The organism is Streptosporangium sp. NPDC006013 (assembly GCF_040614275.1).
GTDB lineage: Bacteria > Actinomycetota > Actinomycetes > Streptosporangiales > Streptosporangiaceae > Streptosporangium.
Map to the genome: position 1 here is coordinate 1 of NZ_JBEXUE010000368.1, position 10347 is coordinate 10347.

Consider the following 10347-nt stretch of genomic DNA (forward strand, 5'->3'; position numbering starts at 1 on the left):
AGTAGGGCGTGGCCGTTGCGCAGGTCCGCTGCGGGCCGCACAGCGGGTCCTTGGTCATGGACACCCGTACGAGCGGCGATGCCACCGGCCAGTCATCGCCCTGGGCACCGGGCTGCTCGGCGGGTGCCTTGACGGGTTCCTTGACGATGGGCGGTGCGGGCCGCTCCGCCTGTGGCGGGGGCGCCGCGTGGACCACCGGTGCCGGTGCCGGAGCCGGTACCGGAGCCGCGGCCTGCGGAGCGGCGTGCACGACGACCCCGCCCCGCTCCAGCCGCTCCAGCCGTGCCAGCAGCGCCGCCTCGCCCTGCGCCGCGCCGGGAAGCAGGATCCTGGCGCACATCAGCTCAAGGAGCAGCCGGGGCGAGGCCGCACCGCGCATCTCGATCAGGCCCGCGTTGAGGATCTCCGCGGCGCGGGTCAGCTCGGCCGGGCCCATCGAGGCCGCCTGGACCTGGAGCCGCTCCAGCTCGTCGCCTGGCCGGTCGAGCAGCCCGCTGGTGGCCGCCTCCGGCACGTTGGCCAGGATCACCAGGTCACGGAAGCGCTCCAGCAGGTCCATCGCGAACCGCCGGGGGTCGTGGCCGCCCTCGATCACCCGGTTCACCACCTGGAACACCAGCGCACCGTCGCGGCCGGCGAAGGCCGCGACCACGTCGTCGAGCAGGTCACCGTCGGTGTAGCCGAGCAGGGAGACAGCACGTGCGTACGTGATGCCCGCCTCGTCCGACCCGGCGAACAGCTGGTCGAGGATGGAGAGCGAGTCGCGGGCCGAACCCGCGCCCGCCCGGACCACCAGCGGGAGCGCGGCGGGCTCGAACAGGACGTTCTCGGAGGTGAGGATCTCCTCCATGAGCGTGCGCAGCGCGGCCGGCGGGATCAGCCGGAACGGGTAGTGGTGGGTCCTGGACTTGATCGTCCCGATGACCTTCTCCGGCTCGGTGGTCGCGAAGACGAACTTCAGGTGAGGGGGAGGCTCCTCGACGAGCTTGAGCAGCGCGTTGAAACCCTCGCGGGTCACCATGTGCGCCTCGTCGATGATGTAGATCTTGAAGCGCGACGACACCGGCGCGAAGAAGGCCCGCTCACGCAGGTCGCGGGCGTCGTCCACGCCACCGTGCGAGGCGGCGTCGATCTCGATGACATCGAGGTGGCCGGGGCCGGTGGGCGCCAGCGCCACGCAGGACTCGCACTCCCCGCACGGGTCGGGGGTCGGGCCCTTCTCACAGTTCAGGGAGCGGGCGAGGATCCGCGCGCTGGACGTCTTGCCACATCCCCTGGGCCCGCTGAACAGGTAGGCGTGGTTGATGCGCCCGCTGCGCAGCGCCTGGCGGAGCGGATCGGTGACGTGCTCCTGACCCTTGACCTCGGCGAAGGTTCCGGGCCGGTACTTGCGGTACAGCGCAAGACTCATGCGACGATCCCACCTGCGAGGGGTCCTGAAACGAAAGACCCCTCGCACACCCGCCAGAGCCCGCTTATCCTTGCTGCCTTCCGGCCCTGGGGAGGTTCACAGGATGACGCCGCGCGAGGGGTCGACCCTCAGTCTAGCCTCAGATCCGAGTGCTCGGGGTCGGAAATCCATGGTCCGCGCACCTCGAAAGTTGGGTAAGCTTCTCCACGGAGGATTCGCCTAGTTGGCCTAGGGCGCACGCTTGGAAAGCGTGTTGGGGGCAACCCCTCAGGAGTTCGAATCTCCTATCCTCCGCCTTCTCGGAAGGGGCGGCCCGCGTCGGTGGGCCGCCCCTTCCGGCGTTCGAGTCTCGGTTGGCCTTTTCCGGGGATTCTTCCCCCCACCCGCCGACGCGGTGTCCACGTCCCGGGGAGGTCATCGGCTGCCGGGGCCGCCCCGGACCGGAATGCGGCCGGCGCTCCACGGCGGCGCGGAACCGGCCATGCCGAAGGTGCATGCCGGCAGCGAGACCGGAGCCGACGCCGCCACGGCGGCCCATCGGCGGTGACGGCGGCGATGACGGCCGATGCGCGGGTCCACGCCCAACTCGCCGTAGATGTGCACCAGGTGGGTCTTGACCGTCACCTCGGCGATGAAGAACCGCCTGGCGACCTCCCGGTCGCCCGTGCCGAACGCGCGAAGCGCCGTTAAAGGCGGCCATGCTAGCGTGATCACGCTCATATTTGCCTGTTTGGGATGATTGATAACCATCTCCTGAGCAGTCAGGCGAGAGCCCTTGAAGATCACTCGTTGGGTCGCGGGCGGCATGACCTTGGCCGCTGCGGCCGCCCTCACCCTGGTGTCCGCCGGTCCCGCACAGGCCTTTCCCCAGGGCTCCTGCGGACATTCGTACCGCAAGGTAGCCAGCTATCCCATCGCAAAAGGGGCAAAGGATGGGAAGGCCTACGGCACCGTCACGCTGTACCACAGCAGCACCGCGCACCGGAAATGCGCCATTGCCCGGGTGGCGGGCTCCTACGTCGGACAGACGAGTTATCTGTACGTTGCGCTCTTCGTGGACAGGAACGGGAACAAGAAGTACGACGGCCCTGACACGGGGGTCGCCGATGGCAGCGCGCGCTACAAGTGGTTCGCGGGCCCGGTGTACGCCTCCGCCGACCGCCTGTGCGTCCAGTTCACCGGGGCGATCAGGATCGGTTCCAAGCCCGTCGTCCACGGGGGCACGCCAGAAGGCAAGTGGATGCACTGCGGTTAGACACGGCTCACCGCCTCTGACCCGGTGACGGGGAATCCTCGACGTGGAACGGCCACCGCGTGGTGCATGGGATTTCCCGTCGCCGACACCGTGGGAACGTCCGCCGAGAGCGGGAGACCTGTGCGGGCATGTCAGGCCCTTCCCGGGGCAGGGGAAGCGCCCCAAGCGGATCGAAGGGACGTCGGGCGATGGATTTCAAGGACGATGTCCAGCTGGACAGCTCGCAGGTCGAAAGTCGCGGCCGGGGGAGGGTTCCCGGTGGGGGTCTCGCGGTCGGCGGCGGTGCGGCCGGAATCATCGCGCTAATCCTCGCGCTGGTGTTCGGGATCAACCCCGGAGACATCACCGGCGGGTCCGAACCGGCCCCGGTCGGCCCGGGCGCCGACCTCTCGGCGCAGTGCAAGACCGGGCGGGACGCCGACCAGAACGAGGAGTGCCGGGTGGTCGGCGTGGTCAACAGCATCCAGGAGTACTGGCCGAAGGCGGTCGAAGGATACGAGCCCGCCAAGACCGTCATGTTCTCCGGCCAGGTCGGCACCGCCTGCGGTGCCGCCGACGCCTCCGTCGGCCCGTTCTACTGCCCGGCCGACCGCCAGGTCTACCTGGATCTCGGCTTCTTCAAGGAACTGGAGAGCAGGTTCGGCGCCAAGGGCGGCCCCTTCGCCCAGGCGTACGTCATCGGGCACGAGTACGGTCACCACGTCCAGCATCTGCTCGGTACCGACGCCAGGGTCCGGGGTGACCGGCAGGGCCCCAAGAGCGGCTCGGTGAGGCTGGAGCTGCAGGCCGACTGCTACTCGGGCGCCTGGGCCAAGAACGCCTACGAGACCGGCCTGTTCGAGAAACCGTTCAGCGGGACGGACATCGAGGAGGCACTGAGCGCCGCGTCCGCCGTGGGCGACGACAGCATCCAGGAGCGGACCCAGGGCCGGGTCACCCCCGAGGGCTTCACCCACGGCACGTCCGCGCAGCGCGTCAGGTGGTTCACCACCGGCTACCGGAGCGGCGATCCCGGCAGGTGCGACACCTTCTCCGGCGGCATCTGAGAACTCCGGCGGCGCCTGCCCAGGACGCATCCGAAGGACGGCCTCCGAACTGCGGCGATGAAGATCGGACAGGCGAGAGGCCGGATTCTCTCCTAAACTACGTACTGTGATCTTCAAGCTGGTCGGCGATGGACGGCCCTACCCCGAGCACGGTCTCTCGCATCGCGAGTGGGCGCAGATACCACCGCGACAGGTCCGGCTCGACACGCTGATCACCACGAAAGCGGTGCTGGACCTGCACTCCCTGCTTGCCAAGGACTCCACGTTCTACGGCGACCTGTTCCCGCACGTGGTCCAGTGGCGCGGCGATCTCTATCTGGAGGACGGCCTGCATCGGGCCCTGCGCTCGGCCCTGCACCAGCGCTCGGTGCTGCACGCCCGGGTCCTGGAACTGCCCGCGGAGAACTGAGGCCCCGGGCGGGATTTGCCGGGCTCGCGAAAGGGATGAAGCGGCGGGGAAAGACGGCAGAACGCGAAAAGGGGCTCCCGCGACTGCGGGAGCCCCTTCTGTGTGGCGGTGGAGGTGGGATTTGAACCCACGGATAGGTTGCCCCATCACACGCTTTCGAGGCGTGCGCCCTCGGCCACTAGGCGACTCCACCGCGGAGCAGCCTACCGGATAACCGCTATTGCTCGCGCATCCGGCGAGCAGTGAAGAACTCGGTGAGAACCGCCGCGCAGTCATCGGCCAGGACACCTCGCAGCACCTCGGGCCGATGGTTGAGGCGGCGGTCCCTGAGCACGTCCCAGAGCGACCCCGCCGCTCCGCCCTTGGGATCGACGGCGCCGTAGACAACGCGATCGACCCGGGCGAGCACGGCGGCCCCCGCGCACATGGTGCAGGGCTCCAGGGTGACCACCAACGTGCAGCCGGTCAGCCGCCACTGCCCACACGTCTTCGCGGCCTGCCTCAGGGCGAGCACCTCGGCGTGTGCGGTGGGGTCGGCCGAGGCCTCCCTGTCGTTTCCCGCACGCCCCAGCACGGAGCCGTCCGGGCCGATGACCACCGCACCGACGGGCACCTCGCCGCGGGCTCCGGCTTCGGCGGCCTGCGCCAGGGCGAGCCTCATCTCCCCGACGTAGTCCGTCAACGCAACCGGTCGAGCTCGTCGGCGAAGGCCAGCCGCTCGGCGATCACCGAGAGCGTGTCCCCGGGGAGCGCGCCCTCCTCCATGCTGAGCTCGACGAGCTCGTCGGAACTCAGCCCGAGGTCGTCCAGCAACTCGAAGTCGCCCGCCGGCCGCACGCCCAGGTCGGGTGTGTCCTTGTCGACCGCCACCCCGGCAAGCTCGGTGAAGAGCTCACCGAGGCCGTCGGAGAGCCCCGCGTGGGCATCGGACAGGAAGGTGCGTGGCTCCAGGTCGCCCTGGTATCGGACGATCGCGAACCATTCGTCCTCCACCTCCACGCACAGAAGAGCAAGCTCGTCGCCGTTGAGCCCCAGATGCTCCTGAACGGCGTCGCCGAGATCGTCGACGATCTCGGCCTCACTGAGGTCGACCTCCGCGCCTTTCCAACCGTCCGGCGTACGGACGAAGGCCGCGGAGAAAACACTGTTACGGGGTGGTCTGGAGGGCATGGCCGATCTCCCGAGGTCAGCCGAACACAGAGTCGATGGCGCGTTCGAACGGCTCGGAGAACCCCAGCCGCGCGGCGATGCTGGACAGGACGTCCTCCGGCAGGAGGTCGATGTCGCCAGAAAGGATGCCGAGCTCCATCTCGTCGAGCCCCAGGTCCGCGAAGATCGACAGGTCCCCCGCGGGGAGCGCCGTCTCCTCGTCCTGAAGAATCGCGTCGAGTTCGTCCTCGTCGGGAACCGGCACGTCCAGGTATTCCAGCGCCTGCCGGGCGAGCGGGAAATCCCAGGACGCGGCGATGTCGGACAGGAAGACCTCGACCCTCTCGCCGAACACCCGTAGCGCCACGAAGAACTCATCCCCAACGGCGACCAGGCCAATCGTGCCGTTCATGCTCGGCTGCTGGCGCAGGGCGTGGATGAGGCCGTCGAGGTCGGAGGTGAGGGACACGGGGAGCGTCTCCGCCTCCCAGCCGTCGTCCTCACGGTAGATCACGATGGCAAAGTCCAGCGAGTCTTCGTCTGACATGGCCATCCCCACCGAATGCTTTCTCTACGGAGGTCAATGCTTTCAGAAGCGGGACACGGACGTGGGCCTCTCCAACCAAATTGTGATCAAATCCGAGTGAGCGGGTGATGTCGAACAGGTGCCGCCCGCCCGCCCCCGGCTTATCGCCTGCCGAGTGTCCAGGATATCTTTGGCCACCATGGAAACCCTGGTCGTCGACCATCCCCTGGTGGCCCACAAGCTGACCGTGCTGCGGGACGCCGGTACGGACTCCCCCACTTTCCGGCGTCTCGCCGACGAGTTGGTGACCCTGCTGGCCTACGAGGCGACCAGGCACGTCCGCGTCACCGAGTGGTCGGTGCAGACGCCCGTGGCTCTCGCCAAGGGCGTGCGGCTGGCACAGCCCTGCCCGCTGGTGGTCCCGATCCTGCGCGCGGGACTGGGGATGCTGGAGGGCATGACCCGGCTGCTGCCCACGGCCGAGGTTGGTTTCCTCGGGATGATCCGCAACGAGTCCACGCTCCAGGCGGAGACCTACGCCACCCGGCTGCCCGACGACCTCTCCGGCCGTCAGGTCTACGTGGTGGACCCGATGCTGGCCACCGGCGGCACCCTCGCCGCCGCGATCCAGTTCCTCTTCGACCGGGGCGCCGACGACGTGACCGCGCTCTGCCTGCTGGCCGCCCCCGAGGGCATCGCCCACATGGACGAGGTCTTCAACGGCAGCGGCAAGCCGATCCGCCTGGTGACCGCGGCCCTGGACGAGCGCCTGAACGAGCACGGCTACATCGTCCCCGGGCTGGGCGACGCCGGAGACCGCCTCTACGGCGTCGTCTGAGCACTCCCCGGCTTCGCCGCCGGCCCGAAGGTTCCGGGATTTCAGAACCATCCTTTTCCCTTGAAGGATGGTTCTTCTACTCGCCGATCGTTACACAACGCGGTCGAGCGGGTACGAAGAGTCGCGAAGACATCTCTTCTGTGTCCCCGGTCCGCCGAGGCCGCGGGCGCACACCAGGGAGAACCATGAGCGAGCGAATCATCCCGGACACCGAACCCGACCCTTACGCGGACTTCAGCGCCGCGCTCAGGGACGAGTTCTCCGAGGTCCATCCGGCGACCACGGTGACCCGCTGCATAGAGGCGGCTCACTACGGAGCGCTGGAGGTCGTCGGCCACGCCCATCCGACGCTGGTCGAGCGGATCGCCCGCAAGCACCTCGAGGTCCTCGCACTGGTCGCGAGCGAACGCGGGTGACGGGTCATGAGGGGCGCGGATGTCCGGGAGGTGTGCCCCACGGGGCCCTCGCGCAGGATCCTCGCGACGCGCACGAGACCGAATGAGCCGATGCGCTTTACCGCGGCATGGCCCTGGGTAATGTATATGGCGGGTGCAGTGGGTGAGTGGTAGTGGGAGGCCAACGTGCAGGTCAAGAAAGTCCTATCGTATAGCGCTGTCGGTTTTGTGGCGTTTTTCCTGTTCACCCGACCAGGTGACGCAGCCAACGCCGTAAGGGGTGCCATGGACACGGTTTACACGGCGGCCGATTCTCTGGCCCAATTCGTCTCACATCTGTCATGAGGCTAGTGACCCACGGGGACTCCGCCCCCTCGTCGGTCAACCGCTACCTACTCCCCCACGAACACCAGGTCATCATGGTGCGGCGCCACCCGGCCGTGCTGCTTCGCGCGGTCGCCGAGGTTTTCGGCGGCCTGATCCTCGCCGGACTGCTGAGCAAGTGGTTCGGCGACCAGGGCGGCGGTGGCGTGCTCGTCATCGTCTGGTGGGCCTGGCTGCTGTTGTTGATCCGCTTCGTCTGGAAGGTCGCGGAGTGGTCGGTCGACTACTTCGTCGTCACCTCCAAGCGCATGCTGCTCACCACCGGCTTGATCACCCGCAAGGTCGACATGATGCCGCTCGGCAAAGTGACCGACATGAGCTTCCAGCGCTCGATCCTCGGCCGCATGCTGGGCTACGGCGAGTTCGTTCTGGAGTCGGCCGGTCAGGACCAGGCTCTGTCGAGGGTCAATTACATTCCATACCCGGAGACCCTCTACCTGGAGGTCTGCCAGATGCTCTTCCCGGGAGGCAATGATTCGGATGATTAGCGCCTTATGTCCATATTGACAGCAATGACATAGTGGCTGCCCACACTCCCCGGTGAGGATTTTTCACGCGGGGTTACCCGATTCGACTGCTTCATGCAATCATGGCGGGAACATTGACCATCCCCCGCCCTGAGAGATCAGATGCCGAGTCAGGGAACCATCGGTGACCGCGTCCGCGGACTGCGACTGAGTAGGCGCATGTCCCAGGCCCAGCTGGCAGGGCCCGACCTTTCCGACAGCTACGTCTCCCTCATCGAGTCCGGCAAGCGGACGCCGACCCCCGTGGTCGCCCGTCTGCTGGCCGAGCGACTGGGGTGCACCACCGAGTTCCTGCTGCACGGGATCGAGCCGCGCCAGCGCATCGACACCGAGCTTGGCCTGCGCCACGCGGAGTTGGAGCTTCTCCACGGCGACCCGTCCGTCGCGGCGGACCGTTTCGGGGAGATCGTCAAGGTCGCCGGCGAGGAGAACGCGATGCTGGCCGCGCACGCGCGACTCGGCCGCGCACGCGCACTGGAGGCCCAGGGCAGGGTCGGTCCTGCGTTGGAGGCGTTCGAGCGACTCCGCCGTGAGGCGGCCGCCCACCCCGAGCGCCTGGCCGACCTGCCGCTGACGGTGGCGCTGAGCCGCTGCTACCAGCGTGCCGGAGACACCCCTCGCTCGCGCGACCTGGCCGCCCACGCGCTCAGCGAGGTCAACCGGCTCCCCCTGTCGCAGGGCGAGATCGCCGTCGAACTGGCCGCCTCCCTGATAGAGACCGAAACTCCCCGCGGGCCCGGCTCGCAGGGCATGTCCTACGTCCGGCACGTCCTGTCGACCAATGGCGTCCCCACCGCGGTCAACCGCACCGCGGAGATCCACGCCCTCTGGCGAGCGAGTGTCGCGGCCTCCGGCAGAGAGGACTCGGCACTGGCCGTCCGCCTCGCCGACGACGCGATCGCGACCGGGCGCCCGGCACGGATGGCATCGCAGCTCGCCCTCATCGCGATGGACTGGGCACGTCTCGCCGCCTCCACGGGCGGCGAGTCACTCGACGAGGCCCACAAGCTCGCGACCAGCGCCGGCAAGGTCTTCGCGGCGTTCCCCGAGCGCATCCACGAGTACATCAGGAGCATCGTCGTGCTCGCCCAGGTCCGGCTGGCGACCGGCGACGCTCAGGGCGCGGCGGATCTGGCCGGAACCGCCCTCGACATGCCGGGCGGCCAGGCGGGCGCCATCGGGGCGACCGCGCAGCTGGTTCTTGCCCGGACCGCGCTGGCCCACGGCCGGAGCGATGTCACGACCGCCCTGGACACCGCCAAGCGGCTGCTGAACGGCGTCCGGTACGAGCTCTCCGGCCCTGACCGGGGGACCGCGCGGGTCTGGCGTGACCTCGGAGACCTGTACGGCCAGGTCGGTGCGCGTGATGACCAGGCCAGCGCGTATCGTAGGGCTCTCGAAACCGCTGGGGTGCGCGACGCGCTGGTGGGCGTGACCGTCGACTCGGCTCTGGTCCGGTAAGACCGGTTTCGCTAAGGGAGTTCCAGATTTGTTTTCGCACCTCTGGAATAACTAGGGTCTACCAGTCATTGATTCATAGGATGATTGGTTTCTCCGGAGGAGGCGGACGGTGAGTCTGCGTACGGCGCAGCGAGCATCCCTCGTCGACCAAGTGATCGATCAACTCAAGGAGCAGATCACTTCTAACTCCTGGCAGATGCACGCGAAGATTCCTACCGAGACCGTACTCGCCGAACAACTCGGGGTCGGTCGCAACACCGTGCGCGAGGCGGTGCGGGCGCTCACACACGCCGGCCTGCTGGAGTGTCGCCAGGGTGACGGGACGTACGTTCGCGCCACGAGCGAGCTCTCCGGGGCCATGCTGCGGCGGCTACGCTCCGCCGAACAGCTTGAGATCCTGGAGGTGCGGCGTGCGCTGGAGGTGGAGGCCGCCAGGCTCGCCGCGACCAGACGCACCGATGCCGACATCGCCGCGATCGAGGCGGCGCTGACCGAGCGGGACAACGCCTGGGAACTGGGCGAACCCAACGCGTTCGTCGAGGCCGACCTGGCCTTCCACATCGCGGTGGTCCGTGCCACCCACAACCTGGTGCTGATCGAGCTTTACGAGGACTTCTCAGCGGCGCTGCGCGCCAGCATCACCGCCGCGGGCACCTCGCTGAGCAGCACCCTGAACACCACCTACATCCCGCACGACGCCATCGCCCGCGCCATCGCGGCCGGTGACGCCGCCGCCGCCGAACACGCGGGACACGCGTGCATGGAGCACATCCTGATCGCCTTGACCGAGGAACAGGAACTCTCCGCCTGACCCCTCCTTCCCATGACCTCTCACAGTGCGGGACCGCACTGTTTGAGGAATCCTGGGCAGCGAGACGGGCGGGGCCGAGGTTCCACGAACCCCCCTGCGGGCGCGGCTTAAGGGGAGCATGATCCGCGGCAGGGA

Annotated in this window: 13 protein-coding genes, 2 tRNA genes and 1 other RNA gene; 9 read left to right on the top strand and 7 right to left on the bottom strand. The window is 68.2% G+C overall.

Features of this window, described 5'->3' with window-relative positions; translation table 11 throughout:
• Window positions 1-1411 (bottom strand): DNA polymerase III subunit gamma and tau (locus ABZ260_RS37760; protein ID WP_355627093.1); only part of this gene is annotated, 1411 nt, incomplete at its 3' end.
• A gap of 30 nt (window positions 1412-1441) precedes the next feature.
• An RNA gene (ffs, locus tag ABZ260_RS37765) (signal recognition particle sRNA small type) lies at window positions 1442-1537 on the bottom strand.
• 82 nt (window positions 1538-1619) lie between these two features.
• Here ffs and ABZ260_RS37770 point away from each other — a divergent pair.
• A tRNA-Ser gene (locus ABZ260_RS37770) sits at window positions 1620-1705 on the top strand.
• A gap of 120 nt (window positions 1706-1825) precedes the next feature.
• Here the strand turns inward: ABZ260_RS37770 and ABZ260_RS37775 are convergent.
• A complete protein-coding gene (locus tag ABZ260_RS37775) occupies window positions 1826-2197 on the bottom strand; it encodes a hypothetical protein (RefSeq protein WP_355627095.1) in 372 nt (123 codons plus the stop codon).
• Here ABZ260_RS37775 and ABZ260_RS37780 point away from each other — a divergent pair.
• The 3 genes from ABZ260_RS37780 to ABZ260_RS37790 all read left to right on the top strand — a co-directional run bounded on the left by ABZ260_RS37780 (window position 2187) and on the right by ABZ260_RS37790 (window position 4121).
• Window positions 2187-2666, top strand: a complete 480-nt coding sequence (locus ABZ260_RS37780) for a hypothetical protein (RefSeq protein WP_355627097.1) — start codon at window positions 2187-2189, stop codon at window positions 2664-2666. The genes ABZ260_RS37775 and ABZ260_RS37780 overlap by 11 nt on opposite strands.
• A 188-nt stretch (window positions 2667-2854) precedes the next feature.
• Entirely contained in the window at window positions 2855-3712 is an 858-nt protein-coding gene (locus ABZ260_RS37785; protein ID WP_355627098.1) for a neutral zinc metallopeptidase, read from the top strand.
• Window positions 3713-3818: 106 nt separating this feature from the next.
• Entirely contained in the window at window positions 3819-4121 is a 303-nt protein-coding gene (locus tag ABZ260_RS37790; RefSeq protein ID WP_350913620.1) for a type II toxin-antitoxin system VapB family antitoxin, read from the top strand.
• A 103-nt stretch (window positions 4122-4224) separates the two neighbouring features.
• Here ABZ260_RS37790 and ABZ260_RS37795 read toward each other — a convergent pair.
• From ABZ260_RS37795 to ABZ260_RS37810, 4 genes are all read right to left on the bottom strand, one after another.
• A tRNA-Ser gene (locus ABZ260_RS37795) sits at window positions 4225-4314 on the bottom strand.
• A gap of 24 nt (window positions 4315-4338) precedes the next feature.
• On the bottom strand, window positions 4339-4782 hold the full coding sequence (tadA, locus tag ABZ260_RS37800; protein ID WP_355627104.1) for a tRNA adenosine(34) deaminase TadA: 444 nt from the start codon (window positions 4780-4782) through the stop codon (window positions 4339-4341).
• A gap of 17 nt (window positions 4783-4799) precedes the next feature.
• The gene (locus tag ABZ260_RS37805) at window positions 4800-5291 is read right to left on the bottom strand and encodes a tRNA adenosine deaminase-associated protein (protein WP_350913622.1); all 492 of its coding nucleotides are present in this window, start codon (window positions 5289-5291) and stop codon (window positions 4800-4802) included.
• Window positions 5292-5307: 16 nt separating this feature from the next.
• A complete protein-coding gene (locus tag ABZ260_RS37810) occupies window positions 5308-5817 on the bottom strand; it encodes a tRNA adenosine deaminase-associated protein (protein WP_355547654.1) in 510 nt (169 codons plus the stop codon).
• 178 nt (window positions 5818-5995) lie between these two features.
• On the opposite strand from ABZ260_RS37810, the gene upp reads away from it, so the two are divergent.
• From upp to ABZ260_RS37835, 5 genes are all read left to right on the top strand, one after another.
• Window positions 5996-6634, top strand: coding sequence for a uracil phosphoribosyltransferase (gene upp, locus ABZ260_RS37815; protein ID WP_350955987.1), 639 nt, complete (start codon window positions 5996-5998; stop codon window positions 6632-6634).
• 185 nt (window positions 6635-6819) lie between these two features.
• A complete protein-coding gene (locus ABZ260_RS37820; protein WP_030919778.1) occupies window positions 6820-7050 on the top strand; it encodes a hypothetical protein in 231 nt (76 codons plus the stop codon).
• A 320-nt stretch (window positions 7051-7370) separates the two neighbouring features.
• A complete protein-coding gene (locus ABZ260_RS37825) occupies window positions 7371-7901 on the top strand; it encodes a PH domain-containing protein (protein WP_030919774.1) in 531 nt (176 codons plus the stop codon).
• Between the two features lie 141 nt (window positions 7902-8042).
• Window positions 8043-9401, top strand: coding sequence for a helix-turn-helix transcriptional regulator (locus ABZ260_RS37830; RefSeq protein ID WP_355627100.1), 1359 nt, complete (start codon window positions 8043-8045; stop codon window positions 9399-9401).
• Window positions 9402-9510: 109 nt separating this feature from the next.
• Window positions 9511-10212, top strand: a complete 702-nt coding sequence (locus tag ABZ260_RS37835; protein WP_355627102.1) for an FCD domain-containing protein — start codon at window positions 9511-9513, stop codon at window positions 10210-10212.
• Window positions 10213-10347: the final 135 nt, after the last annotated feature.

Bases quoted from the DNA above. Each gene is read 5' to 3' on its own strand.
- ABZ260_RS37810 (WP_355547654.1), bottom strand. From the start codon at position 5,817: ATGTCAGACGAAGACTCGCTGGACTTTGCCATCGTGATCTACCGTGAG.
- ABZ260_RS37805 (WP_350913622.1), bottom strand. From the start codon at position 5,291: ATGCCCTCCAGACCACCCCGTAACAGTGTTTTCTCCGCGGCCTTCGTC.
- upp (WP_350955987.1), top strand. From the start codon at position 5,996: ATGGAAACCCTGGTCGTCGACCATCCCCTGGTGGCCCACAAGCTGACC.
- ABZ260_RS37830 (WP_355627100.1), top strand. From the start codon at position 8,043: ATGCCGAGTCAGGGAACCATCGGTGACCGCGTCCGCGGACTGCGACTG.
- ABZ260_RS37825 (WP_030919774.1), top strand. From the start codon at position 7,371: ATGAGGCTAGTGACCCACGGGGACTCCGCCCCCTCGTCGGTCAACCGC.
- ABZ260_RS37785 (WP_355627098.1), top strand. From the start codon at position 2,855: ATGGATTTCAAGGACGATGTCCAGCTGGACAGCTCGCAGGTCGAAAGT.
- tadA (WP_355627104.1), bottom strand. From the start codon at position 4,782: ATGAGGCTCGCCCTGGCGCAGGCCGCCGAAGCCGGAGCCCGCGGCGAG.
- ABZ260_RS37820 (WP_030919778.1), top strand. From the start codon at position 6,820: ATGAGCGAGCGAATCATCCCGGACACCGAACCCGACCCTTACGCGGAC.